Consider the following 17162-nt stretch of genomic DNA (forward strand, 5'->3'; position numbering starts at 1 on the left):
GCCGGCTCCCCGCAGGGGTCCTCTTCGCGCCACTCGTGGCCGGCGGCCTCACCGCCCGCGCCCCGGTCCTGCGAGGCCGTGTGGGTACCGGTCGGTACGACCGACGCGCGGGCGTCGGTGAACATCGATCGCGGACGCGCCGGGCCCGGCGCGTCCGCGAGAGCGGGAATCCCCGGAACCTTCTCGGGGAGGGCGTCAGAGGGCCACGCCGAGCAGGGTGTCGACGGTGGTGCGGGCCAGCGCCGGGGCGGCGGTGTCGGTGCCGCCCTCGGTGAGCGCGGCCTGCGCCCAGGCGTCCACCGCGGCCAGCGCCGCCGGGGAGTCCAGGTCCCGGGCCAGCGCGGCGCGCACCGCGGCCAGCAGCGGGGCGGCGTCGGGGGCCGCGCCCAGGGCGAACGCGGCGCGCCAGCGCTCGGCGCGGGCGTGGGCCTCGGGCAGGTGGTCGTCGGTCCACTCCCAGGCGCCCCGGTAGTGGTGGGTGAGCATGGCCAGGCGGATCACCGCCGGCTCCACCCCCTGCTCGCGCAGCTTGGACACGAACACCAGGTTGCCCAGCGACTTGGACATCTTCTCGCCGTCCAGGCCGACCATGCCCACGTGCAGGTGGGCCCGGGCGTTGGGGCCGCCGGTGATACAGCGGGTCTCGGCCGCGCCCATCTCGTGGTGGGGGAAGACCAGGTCGTTGCCGCCGCCGTTGAGGTCGAAGTCCGGGCCCAGCCGGTCCAGGGCGATGGCGCTGCACTCGATGTGCCAGCCCGGGCGGCCCCGCCCCAGCGGGCTCTCCCAGGCGGGCTCGCCCGGCCGTTCGGCGCGCCACAGCAGCCAGTCGAGCGGGTCCTTCTTGCCGGGGCGGTCGGGGTCGCCGCCGCGCTGCCCGAACAGGTCGAGCATCACGTCCCGGTCCAGGTGGCCGATCTCGCCGAAGCGTTCGGCCTCGGCGACGGAGAAGTACAGGTCGCCGTCGAGGTCGTAGGCGGCGCCGGTGTCGCGGATGCGGGCGGCCAGGTCGCTGATGAGGTCGACCGACTCGACCACGCCGACGTAGGAGGTCGGCGGGATGATGCGCAGGGCCGCCATGTCGTCGCGGAAGACGTCGATCTCGCGGTGGGCGAGGTCGCGCCAGTCGACGCCGATGGCCTCGGCCCGCTCCAGCAGCGGGTCGTCGATGTCGGTGGTGTTCTGCACGTAGTTCACGTCGTGCCCGGCGTCGCGCCACACCCGGTTGACCAGGTCGAAGGTCAGGTAGGTGAACGCGTGGCCCAGGTGTGCCGCGTCGTAGGGGGTGATTCCGCAGGCGTACATTCCGGCCCGGGGCCCGGGGGCGGTCTCCTGTATCCGGCCGGTGGCCGTGTCGTGGAGCCGCAGGGGACCGCCGGTACCCGGCAGGGGGACGATGTCAGGCGCAGACCAAGAACGCATACCGGGAAGACTATCCGGACACCGGGTGGGCAAACGCCCAGGGAGGGGCGGTGCCGCGGTGATGATCACCCCACGGGGACGGGGAATCGGCGGCGGGCGTGCGGGGTTCGGCCGGGGCCGGCGCGATCAGCGGTGGGCGGCGAGGTCGTCGCGGTGCCGGGCGGCGATGAGGAGCGCCGCGAGGACGGCCGCCGCCCCGCAGATCGCCGCCAGCTCCTCGTTGCCCAGCCTCCAGTGCATCAGCGCGCCGCAGACGGAGACCACGTAGAGGAGCCAGTAGGCCCCGGTCTCCATGAGAACGCCGTTGCGTCCCTCCATCTCGTTTCCCCCTGCCGTGCGCACGTCGCCGCATGGTGCGCGTGTGACGGCGTGTCCACCGTCTCTGACAGAGACGCACCGGTCACGCAGGGGGTTGTCACGAAGTGGCATCAAGGAGTGTGACAGCCACCATTGGTACGGAGTGCCCGCAGGTACGCGTACGTCCTCTCCGTCCTTTTCCGTGACCAGAGTGACGGAAGGCGGGGCGGTCGCGACCTCCGGCCGGGACGGCCCCGGCACCCCCTCCGGGGCCGGGACTGTCCGAAACCCGGCCGCGGGGGCCGGGGGCGGGGACGGCCCCCGCTCGGAGCGCGCCTGTTCCGAGCGGGCGGCGCACCCGGCTCAGGGCCGGGCCGCGGCCTCCAGCTCGAGGAGGTCCAGGTCGGCGGCGGCCCGCGCCAGGGCCGGGTCGTCGGGGGCGCCGAACTCGGCCAGGTCGGCCAGCTCCGCGCGCAGTCTGCGGCGGGCCGAGCGCAGGTCGGCGGTTTCGGTCAGGGGACGAGCGGCCAGCGGGCCGCGACCCGAGACGACGCCGTCGGAGGTGCGCAGCTCCCACTCCCAGCCGGCGCCCCCTCCGGTCCGCCGGGCGTGTTCGAGGACCCCGACGGAGGCGGGGGCCCGGTCGTCGACGCGGACCCAGCGGCCGACCAGGGCGGCCGGGTCGGCGGGGCGCTGGTAGGGCTGGTCGGGGGCGGGGATGGCGCTCATCGGCGGTCCTTCCATCGGGGACGGCTGACCTGGGCGTGCGTTGCACTCCTCGTGCGGGTTGACGCAACACCCGGGTTTTCGGTTCACCCTCAACACGTTCATGCGGGTCGCCTATGACGCGGTTTCGGAATTCTTTCGGAGGTTTTTTGTGGCGACCGCCCGGGTGGGTCCCCTACCGGTTCCCCGGGGAGCCCTACCCGAAACACCGGACGGGAAGTTGGATAGGCTAACCTAACCAGGACCGGGTCCCCTCGCAGATGCCCGGCCCCACCCTTCGCCGGGAGAAGAGAGACGACCCCCATGAAGATCCGCAACCCCGAGCGCCGCGCCATGGTCCGCGCCCGCGTCGTCCGCACCGAGCGGACCACCCCCAACTTCGTCACCGTGACCCTGGGCGGCGAGGAGCTCGCGGACTTCGAGTTCCTGGGCCTGGACCAGTGCGCCCGGCTGTTCCTGCCGCGCGAGGGCCAGGAGCGGCTGCGGCTGCCCCAGGCCGCGGGCAACGGCTGGATCGCCAAGTACTACCTCATGCCCTCCGCCGAGAAGCCGCTCTTCCGCAACTACACGCCCCGCCGGTTCGACGCCGAGCGCCTGGAGCTGGACATCGAGTTCGCGGTGCACGGCTCCCGGGCCCCCGCCTCCGGCTGGGCGCTGAACGCCAAGGAGGGCGACGAGGCCGGCCTGTTCGCCGAGGGGTACTACTACCTGCCGCCCGAGGACGCCGACTGGCAGCTGCTGGTGGGCGACGAGAGCGCGTTGCCGGCGCTGCTGTCGATCGTCGAGCAGGCTCCCGAAGACCTGCGCGCCGAGGTGTTCCTGGAGGTCCCCGAGACGGCCGACGTCCGCGAGGTCGAGGTCCCCGACGGGGTGAACCTGCACTGGCTGCCGCGCGACGGCGGCGGTGGCGTGCCCGGCGAGCTGGCGCTGCGGACGGTGCTGGCGGCGGACCTGCCCGCGGGGACCCCGTACTGCTTCGTGGCCGGGGAGCGGGCCCTGCCGACGGGGCTGCGCCGGGAGCTGGTGCGCGGGCGCGGGGTGCCCAAGACGCACATCTCCTTCATCGGGTACTGGCGCCACGGGGCGGCCGCCTACAAGTGACGCGCGCGGCGGCCGGGACCCGCGGTCCCGGCCCGGCCCGCCCCCGGCGGCGCCGGGGCGGGGCGGCACGCGGCCGGATGACACCCCACCGGATGGCGCGCGACCCGGCGGGCCGGACGGGGGCGACCGGGCGGCGGCCGGGAACGCGGCCCCCAAGAGACCGGGTCTCACCTCTTGTTCCGGTCCCCTGACTAAACGTAAAGTCACTTTACGATTCAGTGGGTCACACGGCGACCGCGCTCGGTCGCCATGGTCGCGCCCCGGCGGCACGACCGCTCCGTCCGCTCCCCCGCCCCCCGGGGCGGGACCACTCCCCCGGAGTACGCGCATGCGCACGAGACGATTCCGCACCCCCCTCTCCGTGGCGGCGGCCGTGGCCGCCCTGGCCCTCCTGGCCCCCGGCACCTCCGCCGCCTCCCCCGCCCCCGCCGAGGCCGAGCCGGCCGCCGCCGCGCAGGCCGCGCTGGTCTGGTCCGACGAGTTCGACGGCGCGTCTGGGAGCGCTCCCTCCGCCGCGAACTGGAACCACGAGACCGGTGACCACGGCTGGGGCAACAACGAGCTCCAGAACTACACGAACAGCCGCGCCAACTCCGCCCTGGACGGCAACGGCAACCTCGTCATCACCGCGCGCCGCGAGGCCGACGGGAGCTACACCTCGGCCCGGATGACCACCCAGAACAAGTTCCAGCCCCACTTCGGCCGGGTCGAGGCCCGCATCAAGATCCCGCGCGGCCAGGGCATCTGGCCCGCGTTCTGGATGCTCGGCGGGAGCTTCCCGGGCACCCCGTGGCCCAACTCCGGCGAGATCGACATCATGGAGAACATCGGCCGCGAACCCCACCTGGTCCACGGCACGGTCCACGGCCCCGGCTACTCGGGCGGCGAGGGCATCACCGGCTCCTACATGCACCCGCAGGGGTGGTCGTTCGCCGACGACTTCCACACCTTCGCCGTCGACTGGCGCCCGGGCTCCATCACCTGGTCTGTGGACGGCAACGTCTACCACTCCGTCACCCCCTCCAGCACCGGCGGCGACCCGTGGGTGTTCGACCAGCCGTTCTTCATGATCCTCAACGTGGCCGTCGGCGGGAACTGGCCCGGCTACCCCGACGGCAGCACGCAGTTCCCGCAGCAGATGCTGGTGGACTACGTGCGCGTGTACTCGCTCGACGGCGCGGGCGGCGGCGGGACCGGCACCATCACCGCCTCCAACGGGATCTGCCTCGACGTGGCGGGCGCGGCCAACGCCGACGGCACCCCGATCCAGCTCGCCCACTGCAACGGGAACCAGGCCCAGCAGTGGACGGTGGGCTCCGACGGCACCGTCCGCGCCTACGGCCGGTGCCTGGACGTGGCGGGCGGCGGCACCGCCGCGGGCACCCGGGTTCAGCTGTGGACCTGCAACGGGACCGGCGCCCAGCAGTGGACGCACACCGCCCAGCAGGGGCTGCGCAACCCGCAGTCGGGGCGCTGCCTGCAGCCCGTCGGCCGGGCGCAGACCGACGGGACCCGCACCGAGATCGCGAACTGCGACGGCAGCGCCGTCCAGAGGTGGAACCTGCCCTGACCCTCCCACCCGCGCCCCGGGCCGTTCCGGGGCGCACCCGTGACCCCCGTTGAATCGCGCGGCCCGCCGGTCTTCCCCACCGGCGGGCCGCCCCCTTTCCCGGGGGCCGCGCGGCCCGGCCGCCGGGCGGCGCACCGGCCCGCCGCGCCGCAGGTCGGCGGGCGAGTCGGACATCACACCCGGTGGCCGGCGGTTACCGGGAAGTAGACCACCCCCGGCCCCGGTTGTGCCAGTGTCGCCGGATGTCCGGACATCCGACGCCCCGGGCAACGGAGCCCGCACCCCCGCACACCGACCTCACCCCCCGGTCCACTCCACAGCCGTTCAGAGAGGTCCGCCATGCCCTTGGCCCTGCTCGCCCTCGCCCTGGGCGCTTTCGCCATCGGAACCACCGAGTTCGTCATCATGGGCCTGCTGCCGGAGGTCGCCGACGGGCTCGGCGTGAGCATCTCCCACGCCGGGTACCTCATCTCCGCCTACGCCCTCGGCGTCGTCGTCGGCGCCCCGCTGCTCACCGCGATGGCCACCCGGCTGCCGCGCAAGACCGTCCTGATCCTGTTCATGGTCCTGTTCGCCGTGGGCAACCTGGCCACGGTGCTGGCCCCCACCTACGAGACCGTGTTCGCCTCCCGGGTGGTCGCCGGGCTCCCGCACGGCGCGTTCTTCGGCGCCGGGGCGCTGGCCGCCGCCCAGATGGCCGGGCCCGCCCGGCAGGGGCGCGCGGTGGCCCGCATGTTCCTGGGCCTGACCGTCGCCAACATCATCGGCGTCCCCGCGGGCACCCTGCTCGGCCAGGAGCTGGGCTGGCGGTCCGCCTTCCTGGTGGTGACCGCGATCGCCGTGCTGGCCGTGGTCGGCATCGCCGTGTTCGTGCCCCGGCTGGAGCGCACCGGCACCGGGCGGCTGATGCCCGAGGTGCGGGCGCTGGGGAACTCCCAGGTGCTGCTGGGGCTGCTGTCGGCGGTGTTCGGGTTCGCGGGCGTGTTCGCCGTGTACAGCTACATCGCGCCGATGATGACCGAGCTGGCCGGGATGAGCGGCGGTGGCGTGACCGTGGTGCTGGCGCTGTTCGGCATCGGCATGACCCTGGGGTCGCTGGTCGTGGGCCCGCTGGCCGACCGGGCGCTGCGGCCCACCATCTACGGCGCGCTGGGGTCGCTGGCCGTGGTGCTGGTGGTCTTCACGTTCACCGTGCACAACCCCTGGACCGCGATGGCGTCGGTGGTGGTGCTGGGCGCGGTCGGGTTCGGCGTGGCCACGCCGTTGCAGCTGCTCGTGATGAACAAGGCGGGCGCCGCGCCGGCCCTGGCGTCGGCGGCCAACCACTCGGCGTTCAACCTCGCCAACGCGGGCGGCGCCTGGCTGGGCGGGGTGGGCATCTCCGCGGGGCTGGGGCTGTCCTCCCCCGCCGCGATCGGCGCCGTCCTGGCAGTGACGGGGCTGGGGATCGCGCTGACGGCCGGACTCCTGGACCGGCGCGCCGGGGCGGGAGAGCCGGAGGCCGCCAAGGCCGCCGCCGAGCCGTCCCGGGAGGCCTCGCAGGTCTCCTGAGCCGCCCGGCGGACCCGCGGCCCCGGCCGCCCGTCAGAGGCGGACGGCGGCGCCCAGCCGGGCCACGGCCTCGCGCAACCGCGCGGGGCCGTGGCCCGCGTAGGCGATGACCAGGCCCGGCGGTCCGGGGGCGGTGCGGTGCCGCGACAGCGGCTGCACCGCCACCCCGGCGCGCTCGGCGCGGGCGGCGGCCTCCCGGTCGTCCACTCCCCCGGGCAGCAGCACCAGCAGGTGCAGGCCCGCCGCCACCCCCAGGACCGTGCAGCCGGGCAGGTGGGCGCGGACCGCCGCCACGGCGGCGTCCCGGCGGGCGCGGTGGCGCGCCCGCATCGTGCGCAGGTGGCGGGCGATGGTGCCGTCGCGCAGCAGCAGCGCCAGGGCCAGCTGGGGCAGCGAGGGCGAGCCCAGGTCGGCGGCCCAGCGCGCCTCGACCACGTCCTCCAGCAGGTGCGGGGGCGGGACCAGCCAGCCCGCGCGCAGGGCCGGGGCCAGGGTCTTGGACAGGCTGGAGGTGTGCGCCACCAGGTTCGGGTCCAGGCCGTGCAGGGCGCCGACCGGTGAGCGGTCGTAGCGGTACTCGGCGTCGTAGTCGTCCTCGATCACCAGGCCGTCGCGCTCGCGCGCCCAGGCCAGCAGCGCGCGGCGGCGCAGCGGCGACAGGACCACGCCGGTCGGGAACTGGTGGGCGGGCGTGACCAGGACGGCGCGGGCGTCGGTGGCGGCCAGGGCGTCGGTGTCGATGCCGTCGCCGTCCACCGGGACGGGGACCGTGGAGCGCAGCCAGTGCCCGAGGATCATGCGGTTGCCGTCGGCGCCGGGGTCCTCGCGGGCCATGGTGTCCAGGCCGCGGGCGCGCAGGACCTGGGACAGGATGCTCAGGGCGCCGGTGACCCCGGCGGTGACCACGATCTGCCCGGGGGCGGCGCGCACGCCCCGGGAGCGGGCCAGCCAGGCGGAGAGCTCGGTGCGCAGCTCCGGGGTGCCCTGGGGCGGGGCGTAGCCGAGGGAGCGGGCGGTGGCGGTGGACAGGACCTCGCGTTCGGCGCGCAGCCAGGCGGCGCGGGGGAAGGCCGCCAGGTCGGGGATGCCGCTGGCGAGGTCGACGGTCTCGGGCGCGTAGACGGTGGGTTCCCAGGTGCCGGTGGAGCGTGCGGCGGGGGCGTCCAGGGGGCGGGCCGCCACGGCGGTCCCGGCGCCGCGGGCCGCCGTGAGCAGGCCCTCCTCGGTGAGGCGCTGGTAGGCCTCGACCACCGTGCCGCGGGCCACGCCGAGGTCGGCGGCCAGCACGCGGGTGGGCGGGAGCCGGGTGCCCAGCGGCAGGACACCGGAGGCGACGGCCGAGCGCAGGGCCCCGGTGAGCCATTCGGTGCGCTCGCCGCGCGGGACGGCGGAGGCGTCCAGTTGCAGGAAGTCCGAGCCCTGGGCCATCTCCCCCGCCCCCTTTGGTCCGGTCGGAACGCTCATGCTTGGTCCTGTCGGTCGGACCATACCGGGTCCAGAGTGGAGGCGTGCAAAAGACACCTTCCCTGAGCCCCGCCCCTTCCGCCTCCGCGGCCTCCGCTCCGTCCGCCGCCCCCGCGCCGCCGTCCCTGTGGGGGCTGGGGCCCGCCCTGGGCGGGATGGCGCTGATGGGCAGCAGCGTCGCCGTGATCGGGGCGACCGCGGACATGCCCGCCTTCGTCGTCCAGTCGGCCCGGTACGCGGTGGCGGCGGTGGCGGTCGTCGCGCTGGCCCGCCTGTTCGCCCAGAAGGTGCCGCTGCCGCGCGGCCGGGACGTTCTCTGGGTGATCGCCGGCGCCCTCTCCGGGCTGGTGGGATTCAACCTGGCCCTGATCGTGGGGACGGCGCACGCGGAACCGGCGGTGCTCGCGGCGGCGGTGGCGTGCATCCCCATGGTGCTGTCGGTGGCCGGGCCGCTGACCCGCGGCGAACGGCCGTCGGCTCGGGTCGTGGCGGGGGCGCTGGTGGTCAGCGCCGGCGCGGTCGCGGTGACCGGGTGGGGGCACGCGGACGTGATCGGCGTGCTGATGGCGCTGGCGCTGATCGCGCTGGAGGCCGGGTTCACGCTGTTCGGGGCGCCCGCGCTGCCGCGCATGGGGGCGTGGGGGTACACGGCGGCGACGACGGTGACGGCGGCGCTGGTCTTCGGGGTGCTGTCGCTGTTCGTGAACCCGGCGGGGTGGGCGATGGTCGCCGACCCGGCGGTGCTGGGCGCGGTGGTCTACCTGGGGGCGGTCGCGACCGCGCTGTCGTTCGTGCTGTGGTTCACGGGTGTGGCGCGCATCGGCGCGGGCGCCGCGAGCCTGGCTGCGGGTGCGGCCGCCCCGACGGCCGCCCTGGTCGCCACCGCCCTGGGCGCCCCCATGCCCTCGCTCGGCGCGTGGATCGGCATGGCGGTGATCGGCGCCGGGCTCGCGGTCGGCTTCGCCCCCCTGCCCCGGCGGAGCCCGCGGAACGCGGCCCCGGCGGCGACGTCGGCCCCATCGGCCTGAGCCCGCGGAACCCGCGGGCGGCGGCAACGGCGGCCTGATCCGCCGGGGCCGCCGGGACGGGGCCCACGCGATGATCGGGGGCCCGGTACCGAGGGTGCGCAGTCCGGCACGGCACGGAGTCCGCATTCGGCCACGGGCTCCGCGCACGGCCGTCCGAGAGATATCTTGGCCGAGCCCTCCCCTGCCCCCGGTACGGCGCCCCGGTCCCGCGACGCCCTGAGGAACCCCCGCCCCGTGTACCCCCTCACCTCCGACGACCCGCGCACCGTCGGCCCCCACCGCATCCTGGCCCGCCTGGGCGCGGGCGGCATGGGCCGGGTCTACCTGGCCCGCACCCCGGGCGGGGACCTGGCCGCCCTCAAGCTCGTCAAGGACGACCTGGCCCAGGACCCCGAGTTCCGGGCCCGGTTCGCCCGCGAGGTCCGCGCCGCGCGCCGGGTCTCCGGCCCCCTCACCCCGGCCGTGGTGGACGCGGACACCGACGCCGCCGTCCCCTGGATGGCCGCCGAGTACGTGCCCGCCCCCACCCTCAAGGAGGCGGTGCGCGAACACGGGCCGCTGCCCGCCGAGTCCCTGCCCGTGCTGGTGTCCGGCCTGGCCCGCGCCCTGGAGGCGGTGCACGCGGCCGGGCTGATGCACCGCGACCTCAAACCCGGCAACGTGCTGCTGTCGCCGCGCGGGCCGCAGGTGATCGACTTCGGGCTGGCGCGAGCGGTGGAGGGCACGGTGCTCACCCGCACCGGGCAGACCTTCGGCACCCCCGCCTACACCTCGCCCGAGCAGATCAGGGGCCGGGACGTCTCCCCGGCGAGCGACGTGTTCTCGCTGGCCGGGACGGTGCTGTTCGCCGCCTCCGGGGAGCCGCCCTTCGGCTTCGCCCCGCCCCGGGAGACCCTGCGCCGGATCCTGGAGGAGGCGCCGAACCTGGGCGCGGTCCCGGAGGGCCCGCTGCGCGACCTGCTCGCCCGCTGCCTGGCCAAGGGCCCCGGGCACCGTCCGGACATCGCCGGGATCCTGGCCGAACTGGCCGACGTCCCGATGCCGGACACCGGGCACCCCTGGCTGCCCGGCCCCGTCACCGAGGACGTCCGCCTCCTGCGGGAGCGGGAGGCCGGGGAGCGCGCTCGTGCGGACCGGGCCCGGTGGCGGCGGCCCGCGCTGGCGGCGGGGGCGGCGGCCGCCGCACTGGCGCTGGTGGCCGGGGGCGGGTACGCGCTCACCGTTCTGCCCGGAGGCGGAGGGGGCGGCGGCACGGGCGACGGCACAGCGTCGGCCGGCGCAGGCGGCACGACGGGCGGCGCGGACGGCGAACCGTCCGCCGACCCGGCCTTCGCCTCGGAGGAGTACCAACAGAGCCTGTCCTCTGCCGACGGGGTGGCCTTCTCCCCCGACGGCGAACGGATCTACGTGACCGGCTCGTTCTACTTCGCCGTATGGGACTGGCGGGCGGGTGAGATGACGGCCTTCCTGGACCCCTCGCCGTCCGAGACCGACATCAACGCCGAGGGCACGATCGCGGCGGTCCACGCGGACGGTTCGGGGCCCGACCACGAGGACCGCATCGAACTCCTCCGGGACACCGGCGGCCCCCTGGCCCGGGAGGCCGTCCTGGTCTACGAGGAGCAGGGCACCAATCCCCGCAGGCCGGCGCTGTCCCCCGACGGGACCCGCCTGGCGGTCGTCGCCAACGAACTCGACGGGGACACCATCGACCACGTCGTCCACGTGTGGAACGTCCCGGCGGGCGAACGCGTCCTCACCGTCCCCCTCCTCGGGCCGGACACGTTCACCTACGTGTTCGACCTGGAGTTCACCGCCGACGGCGAGATGCTCGTCGGCACCGTCAGCGACGACTTCGAGCGCGTGCTGGGCGTCGCCGTGTGGGACGTGGAGACCGGGGACTGGGTCCACTACTTCGAGGGCCCGGGGAACCTGGGGTTCGCCCTGCACCCGGCCGAGCCGTCGGTGATGGCGCTGCTGGAGGGCGGCGACCGGGTGCGCCTCGTGGACCTGGGGACCGGGACCACCCTCCGAGACCTGGGCCGCGCCGGCGAGGACTCCCCCGAAGTCGCGCTCTCCCCCGTGTTCTCCTCCGACGGGGAACGGCTGTACCTCGGCGTCGAGGACCCTTTCGGTGCCACCGACCTGCTCGGGACCGTGTGGGACACCGGCACGGGCGAGGTCCTCCGCGACGGCGACGCCCTGCTGCCCGGACCGGTGGGACCGCACCCCCGCGACGAGTTCCTGGCCGTGCTCGACACGGAGGCGGACCAGGTGCTGGTACTGGACGGCGAGAACCTCACCGTCGTCGACGAGCTGTACTGAGACACCCCGCTGAAACGAAGGCCCCATGCACGACCTCTCCCCGGACGACCCCCGCGACATCGGCCCGTACCGCCTCCTCGCCGTTCTCGGCTCGGGCGGCATGGGCCGCGTCTACCTGGCGACGGGCGCCGACGGCACCCTCGCCGCGGTCAAGTCGGTGCGGGCGGAGTTCGCCTACGACCCCGGCTTCCGCGCCAGGTTCGCCCGTGAACTCGACCTGGCCGGCCGCACCCTCGGTCCCTTCACCCCGCGTGTGCTGGACAGCGACCCGGCCGCCCGGATCCCGTGGATGGCCACCGAATACGTGGCCGGTCCCACCCTGCACGAACTCGTCCGGGAGTCCGGACCGCTCCCCGAGGGGGCGGTGCGGTTCCTGCTGCGGGCCGTCGCCTCCGCACTGGAGGGCATGCACGGGAACGGGCTGGTGCACCGGGACCTCAAACCCGGCAACGTCATGGTCGCGGCGTCCGGTCCACAGGTGATCGACTTCGGGGTCTCCCGTGCCCTGGAGGAGGCCGAATCCGCCGAGGACGAGGAGACGATGGTCGCCGGAACACCCGGGTACACCGCACCCGAACTGTACGGAGGCGCGGAGGCGTCATCCGCTGCGGACGTCTTCTCCCTGGCGGGCACCGCCGTGTACGCGCTCACCGGTACCGGGCCGTTCGGCGAAGGGCACCCCTCCGCGGTGGCCTACCGCATCACCCGCCTGGAGCCGGACCTGGACTCCGTCCCCGGGAACCTGCGTGCACTGCTCTCCCGGTGCCTGGCCAAGGACCCCGGCGACCGGCCGACCGCGGCCGGGGTGTTGGAGGAGCTGGGCGGGCCGGTGGACCCGGCCGGCTCGGCCCCGGACTGGCTTCCGGCCGAGGTGGCCCGGAAGGTGGAGGGGGTCGCGGAGGAACACCGGGAGTACGTCTCCCGGGACCCGCGGAACGGGTCGGCGCCCTCCCGTCGTGGTCGGTCGTGGGCGGTGGGCGCCGGCGCGGCCGCACTGGTCCTGGCCGTGGGCGCGGGGGTGTGGGCGGGTTCGGCGCGGAATGCGGAGGGGAACGGGCCGCCACGGGAGGAAGCGACTGCGCAACAGGGCGAAGGGGACGACGGCGAGGCGGATACGTGTTCGCGGCCCGAGGAATTCGCGGCCGAGTACGCACAGGCCGCCCGGGACCGGTTCGAGGTTCCGGGCGAGGACACCTACGACCTCGACTTGGCAGTCCGCCCCACACTCGGCTTCGTGGCCGACGGCGGCCTGCTGGCCGTGTCGCATCCGACCGGTGTCGCCCTGTGGGACTGGGAGGCGGGAACGGAGGTCGCCTTCACCGGTGATTCCCTACCCGAATTGGCGGGGACCCCGACCGTGAGCCCGGACGGGTGCCGTTTCGCCTACACGTCCCGGGAAGGCGGGGTGCACGTCTTCGACCTGCGAACCGGAGAACGGGCCGTGTACGCCGAGGAGCTGACGATCGATCACTACGACGACGACCCGCTCGCGTTCTCACCGGACAGCGGGAAGATCGCGGTCAGCCAGGGTTTCAGCAGCCATGGAACCCGAGTGATCGATCTGGAGACCGGTGAGGTCGAAACCGTCCTCGCCGAGTCGAGTCACTGGCCCGCCTACTCCCCGGACGGAAGGTACCTCGCCCTGAACCTGCAACATGCCGTCGTTGTGTTGGAGACCGCGACCGGCCGAGAGGTGTTCCGCAGGGAGGAGGCCACCGAGTTGGCGCGCGGCTCGATCGCCGTACCCAATGATGAGGGGGATCTGCTCTACCTCACCAGGGAGGGGATCGCCCATGTGAACTTCCTGGCGGAGGACGAACCCCGTCTCCTCCGTCCGGAGGGCGAGCCGCCCCATTGGTTCAAGGAACTCACCGCGGTGCCCGGCACGGACCTGTTCCACGTCGTGTACGAGGCGGGCATCCTCAACGGGGACAGCGGATGGGCCGTCTCCTGGGACTTCTCCACCGGAGAGCAAGTGGTGGCCGGCACCGGTGAGCGGGACACCAGGAGCCTTGCCGCCCACCCGGCGGGGGGCGTACTCGCCGTACTGCCGCCGGAGGCGGCCTCCGTCCGCATCGTCGATGCCACGACCTCGGATGTCCTGGCCGAACTCGGCTGACGGAAAGGAACGGCATGCTCCCCCTGCACCCGCACGACCCGCCCTCCATCGGCCCCTACCCGCTGCTCGGCAGACTCGGAGAGGACGGGGCGGCACGCAGCTACGTGGGCGGAACCGGTGACCGTGCGGCCGTGACCATCGTGCTCCTGAAACCCGCGCGCGCCACCGACCCGTCGTTCCGTGCCGAGTTCGCCCGCCGGGTGGAGGCCCTGCGGAAACTGAAGAGCCGGTACGTGTGCGCGGTGGCCGACGCCGACACCCGGGGCGCCGTCCCCTGGGTCGCCTTCGTCCGGCCAGGGGAGGAGACCCTGGCCGACCTGGTCGAGGGTAACGGGGGTGCGCTGGCCCCGCAGCGGTTCCCCACCGTGGCCACAGCACTGGCCAGGGGACTGGCCGACCTGCACGCGGTGGCGGTGCCGATCGGACCCCTGCGGGCGGAGGACGTGCTGCCGGCTCCGGGCGGCGCGGTGTTCGCGGGACCGGTCTTCGCTGAGCCGCCCGAAGGAGAGAAGGGGGCCGTACGGCATTGGGCGGCCCTGATGTCCTCCATCGCGGGAGAGGCCGGTCCCCCGCTCCGGTTCCGGAAGGTGATCGACGGTTGTCTGCATCCCGACCCGGACCTGCGGCCGAACCCGCGCGAACTGGCGAACATGCTCGCGGGGGCCGCAGCGGAGGAGTCGGCGCCACGTGGAAAAGAGGGCGAAGAGGACGCTGCCGACGGGAAGCGGAACGGGATGCGCCCCCTGGTACCGCTCGCCGCCGGGGCTCTCGCCGTGACCGCTGCCGCCACCACCGCGCTCGTGGTGTCGGGGGGCGAGCCGGCCGAACCCGCTGGTACACCGGAGGCCGTGGTCACCGACTGCACCGAGGCCGAGGGATTCACTCCTCCCGAAGCGCGAAGCGGCGGGGAACTGGACGCCTCCCACATGGCGTTCTCTCCGGACGGGGACCTGCTGGCGGTCGGCACGTGGCAGGACGGGGTGGGTGTCTGGGATTGGCCGGAGGGCAGGGAGATCGCCCGGTTCCATGAAGGCGCCCCGGAGACCGGAGCCGTCGATTTCCTGCCACAGGGCTGCACCGTCGCCGCAGTCGTACCGGATCCCGATGCGAAAGAGGAGGTCCCACCCCTCAACGCCGCCGTGTTCGACCTGGTGGCGGGCACGACCACCCGGCACCGGCTCAAGGAGCCGGCAAGAGGCACGGGGCTGAACGCAGAGCTCGGCGTGAGCGAACTGGCGGTCTCCCCTGACGGGCTGATGGCTCTGACCGGTTGGAGCCCTGACCACACCGTATCGGTCATCGACGGAGGGACGGGAGAGCCCGTGAGCAGTATCGACGTTCCAGGGAACAATCCCGTCTTCATCGATGACCAAAGGCTGGCGGTGACGGAGCTGGTGAGCTTCGACGACTGGAGCATCACCATCTGGGACGCGCGCGGGGGTGAACGCCTGCAGACCGTTCGTCCGGCCTCGGAACTGGACTTCGCCCCGATCGCCGGAACCGACAGGATCGCTTACGTGCGCGGAGACCAGATCATCGTCCAGGACTTCGTCACCGGTTCGCAGGTCGACACGTTCACCATGGAGGGGTTCGCGGATCTCGAAGAGCCCAGGGTCATCGAACTCGTGGTGGACCCGTGGCTCGGCCGGGTGTACTCCACATGGCTCGATAACACCCCGGAGAAGGTGGAGTACCACGGGAGTGCGTGGGATATGCGGAGCGGGGAGGATGTCCTCCCGGAGGGGATGGTGCCTCTCCTGGTGGCCCCGCACCCGGACGGCGAGGTCGTCGCGGTGAGAACGGAGGAGCCGGGGGTGCGGCTCCTGGATCCGGAGACCTGGGAGGTCGTCGGGGAGTTGTGAGGGGCTGTAGGGGCGTCAGGGCGGCCCCGGAGCGGGCGCTCCGGGGCCGCGGTCACCGGGCCGTGCGGCCGCCGGTCAGTACCCGCAGGAACCCGCCGGGTTCCAGGGGCTGAACAGGCCGCTCGGGTTGTGCTGGTACAGCCACACGTGCAGCGTGTAGTTGACCGGCAGGCCCGGCTCCTGGGGCTCGTCGGGCCCGTCGAACGGGTGCCCGAAGAGGGAGGGACGGTCGTCGTCGGTCTCCACGTCCTGGTCGGCGTCGACGTAGTAGTACTCCAGGGCCACGAGCTTGCGGCCGCCGTACCCGTCCGGCTGGTAGACCAGCACCTCGGGGGTGCGGATGTCCAGCTTCCGGTCGATCAGGTACGGGTTGACGTAGTGGTAGCCCATAGCACCGTCCGGGCTCTGCGCGCACTGGTCGGTCGGCACGTAGCCGTCGGCGATCGCCTCGGCCTCGTCCTGGTACTTGGTGGTGGCCTTCTTGGCGGTGGCGAGGTCCTGCTCCACCGTGCTGTGAGCGCTCGCGGCCATCGGCGCGAGCAGCGCCAGTGCGGTCCCGACCGCCGCGGCGGCGGTGAGGCGTGCGGCACTTAGCGACATCTTGTCCCCCTGAGCTTCGAGCGCCCTCGCGAGTCGTCCGCCCGGTCGAGGACCGGGTCCGGCACCGATTCCGGGAGCGGTGCCGGGGGCACGGGCCCTTGCGGACCGGGGCGCTTATCCGGGGACAGCATGCATCCGTCTGCGCTGGTCAGAGCGTTGAACATCGCGCCGGTAGAACCAAAGCCGACCCAAGCTTGACCTTGAAGGGGTGGCGATGTGCTCCCGTACGCCCCCATAACCGGCAAACCGCGAGCCCCGCCGGCCACGCCGGAGTCACCGGTTCCCGGCTCCTTAGCTAGGGGCAGCCGCGCGGAGGAGGAAGACCCACTCCGAGGAGGGGAGGCGGAGGAGCCCCGCGTCCGGGTTCTGCGAGTCGCGGACAGCGGTGTCGCCGCCCAGATCCGCCACCTCCACACAGTCGTTCGCGGTCGCGCTGTAGGACGACTTGCGGAAGTTCGGCTCGAGGGAGCCAGCACTCATGGTCACCCCTCAGTGGTCCCCCGCGCTTGGCTTCTCACACCCTGTCTGTCCCCATGCGGCCACCAGGCCCCGGTGCCTTCCCGCCCCCGAGGCCTCTCCGACTATCCGCACCTAACCGCGTCGAACCACACCCAGGAGCGCTCCCCACTCCCGACCGGTCAGCAGGAAATATCCAGCATCGGGGTTCTGGGAGTCACGGACCGCGGCGTCGCCATCGGGCACGTCGGCGACCTCCACACAGTCCTGACCCTGTCCGCTGCTGTAACTGGACTTACGGAAGACGAGCTGGTCAGTGGATGAGTACATCAGTGCTCCTAACCGATCAGGGACCGTAGGTGAACGACGGGACCCTCTGCGGAGGGCCCCGTTCTTGTCTTCGCCCTACGCCTCTGCCGTGCGCAGGAACGCCGCCCACTCCGCCGCCGGGAACGGGAGTTGCCCGAGCTCGGGCTGCTTGGAGTCGCGGACCAAGGTCTCTGCACCTTCCGCCACTTCGACACACGCGGATTCGTTAGCGCTGTGGCTGGACTTGTGGAAGGCCGGCCGGTCGGTGGATGAGTACATCGGCGCTCCTAGACACGAGCAAGGCGGAGATTCTGCGGCAGCGGTCCACCTGAGGG

15 protein-coding genes are annotated in these 17162 nt (G+C 73.7%); 7 read left to right on the forward strand and 8 right to left on the reverse strand.

Features of this window, described 5'->3' with window-relative positions; genetic code table 11:
* Positions 1-195 precede the first annotated feature (195 nt).
* The 3 genes from mshC to K1J57_RS29920 form a co-directional block, all read right to left on the reverse strand.
* Complete coding sequence (gene mshC / locus K1J57_RS29910; protein WP_220562037.1) at positions 196-1419, reverse strand: cysteine--1-D-myo-inosityl 2-amino-2-deoxy-alpha-D-glucopyranoside ligase; 1224 nt, start codon at positions 1417-1419, stop codon at positions 196-198.
* Positions 1420-1545: 126 nt separating this feature from the next.
* Entirely contained in the window at positions 1546-1737 is a 192-nt protein-coding gene (locus tag K1J57_RS29915; protein WP_220562038.1) for a hypothetical protein, read from the reverse strand.
* Between the two features lie 342 nt (positions 1738-2079).
* On the reverse strand, positions 2080-2445 hold the full coding sequence (locus K1J57_RS29920; RefSeq protein ID WP_220562039.1) for a hypothetical protein: 366 nt from the start codon (positions 2443-2445) through the stop codon (positions 2080-2082).
* 300 nt (positions 2446-2745) lie between these two features.
* Here K1J57_RS29920 and K1J57_RS29925 point away from each other — a divergent pair, with 300 nt between their 5' ends.
* The 3 genes from K1J57_RS29925 (at position 2746) to K1J57_RS29935 (ending at position 6664) form a co-directional block, all read left to right on the forward strand.
* Positions 2746-3543: a siderophore-interacting protein gene (locus K1J57_RS29925; RefSeq protein WP_255646707.1), complete on the forward strand. Its 798-nt coding sequence runs from the start codon at positions 2746-2748 to the stop codon at positions 3541-3543.
* 328 nt (positions 3544-3871) lie between these two features.
* Positions 3872-5113: a glycoside hydrolase family 16 protein gene (locus tag K1J57_RS29930; RefSeq protein WP_220562040.1), complete on the forward strand. Its 1242-nt coding sequence runs from the start codon at positions 3872-3874 to the stop codon at positions 5111-5113.
* A 339-nt stretch (positions 5114-5452) separates the two neighbouring features.
* Positions 5453-6664 carry an MFS transporter gene (locus K1J57_RS29935; protein ID WP_220562041.1) on the forward strand — a complete coding sequence of 404 codons (1212 nt, stop codon included), beginning with the start codon at positions 5453-5455 and terminating at the stop codon, positions 6662-6664.
* Positions 6665-6697: 33 nt separating this feature from the next.
* On the opposite strand, the gene K1J57_RS29940 is transcribed toward K1J57_RS29935, so the two are convergent.
* Positions 6698-8128 carry a PLP-dependent aminotransferase family protein gene (locus K1J57_RS29940; RefSeq protein WP_220562042.1) on the reverse strand — a complete coding sequence of 477 codons (1431 nt, stop codon included), beginning with the start codon at positions 8126-8128 and terminating at the stop codon, positions 6698-6700.
* Between the two features lie 44 nt (positions 8129-8172).
* Here K1J57_RS29940 and K1J57_RS29945 point away from each other — a divergent pair, with 44 nt between their 5' ends.
* The 4 genes from K1J57_RS29945 to K1J57_RS29960 all read left to right on the forward strand — a co-directional run bounded on the left by K1J57_RS29945 (position 8173) and on the right by K1J57_RS29960 (position 15462).
* Positions 8173-9156, forward strand: coding sequence for a DMT family transporter (locus K1J57_RS29945; RefSeq protein ID WP_220562043.1), 984 nt, complete (start codon positions 8173-8175; stop codon positions 9154-9156).
* A 234-nt stretch (positions 9157-9390) separates the two neighbouring features.
* Positions 9391-11481, forward strand: coding sequence for a WD40 repeat domain-containing serine/threonine protein kinase (locus K1J57_RS29950; RefSeq protein WP_220562044.1), 2091 nt, complete (start codon positions 9391-9393; stop codon positions 11479-11481).
* Positions 11482-11506: 25 nt separating this feature from the next.
* On the forward strand, positions 11507-13600 hold the full coding sequence (locus K1J57_RS34075; protein WP_220562045.1) for a WD40 repeat domain-containing serine/threonine protein kinase: 2094 nt from the start codon (positions 11507-11509) through the stop codon (positions 13598-13600).
* A gap of 14 nt (positions 13601-13614) precedes the next feature.
* The gene (locus K1J57_RS29960) at positions 13615-15462 is read left to right on the forward strand and encodes a hypothetical protein (protein WP_220562046.1); all 1848 of its coding nucleotides are present in this window, start codon (positions 13615-13617) and stop codon (positions 15460-15462) included.
* A gap of 75 nt (positions 15463-15537) precedes the next feature.
* On the opposite strand, the gene K1J57_RS29965 is transcribed toward K1J57_RS29960, so the two are convergent.
* From K1J57_RS29965 to K1J57_RS29980, 4 genes are all read right to left on the reverse strand, one after another.
* A complete protein-coding gene (locus K1J57_RS29965; protein ID WP_220562047.1) occupies positions 15538-16062 on the reverse strand; it encodes a hypothetical protein in 525 nt (174 codons plus the stop codon).
* A gap of 291 nt (positions 16063-16353) precedes the next feature.
* Positions 16354-16542 (reverse strand): DUF397 domain-containing protein, encoded by a 189-nt coding sequence (locus tag K1J57_RS29970; protein ID WP_220562048.1) that lies wholly within the window; start codon positions 16540-16542, stop codon positions 16354-16356.
* A gap of 111 nt (positions 16543-16653) precedes the next feature.
* Complete coding sequence (locus tag K1J57_RS29975) at positions 16654-16848, reverse strand: DUF397 domain-containing protein (RefSeq protein WP_220562049.1); 195 nt, start codon at positions 16846-16848, stop codon at positions 16654-16656.
* A gap of 75 nt (positions 16849-16923) precedes the next feature.
* Positions 16924-17106: a DUF397 domain-containing protein gene (locus K1J57_RS29980; RefSeq protein WP_220562050.1), complete on the reverse strand. Its 183-nt coding sequence runs from the start codon at positions 17104-17106 to the stop codon at positions 16924-16926.
* Positions 17107-17162: the final 56 nt, after the last annotated feature.

The organism is Nocardiopsis sp. MT53 (assembly GCF_019598965.1).
Taxonomy (GTDB): Bacteria; Actinomycetota; Actinomycetes; order Streptosporangiales; family Streptosporangiaceae; genus Nocardiopsis; species Nocardiopsis changdeensis.

Coding starts and splice junctions, on each gene's coding strand:
- mshC (WP_220562037.1), bottom strand. CDS start 1,419: ATGCGTTCTTGGTCTGCGCCTGACATCGTCCCCCTGCCGGGTACCGGC.
- K1J57_RS29915 (WP_220562038.1), bottom strand. CDS start 1,737: ATGGAGGGACGCAACGGCGTTCTCATGGAGACCGGGGCCTACTGGCTC.
- K1J57_RS29920 (WP_220562039.1), bottom strand. CDS start 2,445: ATGAGCGCCATCCCCGCCCCCGACCAGCCCTACCAGCGCCCCGCCGAC.
- K1J57_RS29925 (WP_255646707.1), top strand. CDS start 2,746: ATGAAGATCCGCAACCCCGAGCGCCGCGCCATGGTCCGCGCCCGCGTC.
- K1J57_RS29930 (WP_220562040.1), top strand. CDS start 3,872: ATGCGCACGAGACGATTCCGCACCCCCCTCTCCGTGGCGGCGGCCGTG.
- K1J57_RS29935 (WP_220562041.1), top strand. CDS start 5,453: ATGCCCTTGGCCCTGCTCGCCCTCGCCCTGGGCGCTTTCGCCATCGGA.
- K1J57_RS29940 (WP_220562042.1), bottom strand. CDS start 8,128: ATGAGCGTTCCGACCGGACCAAAGGGGGCGGGGGAGATGGCCCAGGGC.
- K1J57_RS34075 (WP_220562045.1), top strand. CDS start 11,507: ATGCACGACCTCTCCCCGGACGACCCCCGCGACATCGGCCCGTACCGC.
- K1J57_RS29960 (WP_220562046.1), top strand. CDS start 13,615: ATGCTCCCCCTGCACCCGCACGACCCGCCCTCCATCGGCCCCTACCCG.
- K1J57_RS29965 (WP_220562047.1), bottom strand. CDS start 16,062: ATGTCGCTAAGTGCCGCACGCCTCACCGCCGCCGCGGCGGTCGGGACC.
- K1J57_RS29970 (WP_220562048.1), bottom strand. CDS start 16,542: ATGAGTGCTGGCTCCCTCGAGCCGAACTTCCGCAAGTCGTCCTACAGC.
- K1J57_RS29975 (WP_220562049.1), bottom strand. CDS start 16,848: ATGTACTCATCCACTGACCAGCTCGTCTTCCGTAAGTCCAGTTACAGC.
- K1J57_RS29980 (WP_220562050.1), bottom strand. CDS start 17,106: ATGTACTCATCCACCGACCGGCCGGCCTTCCACAAGTCCAGCCACAGC.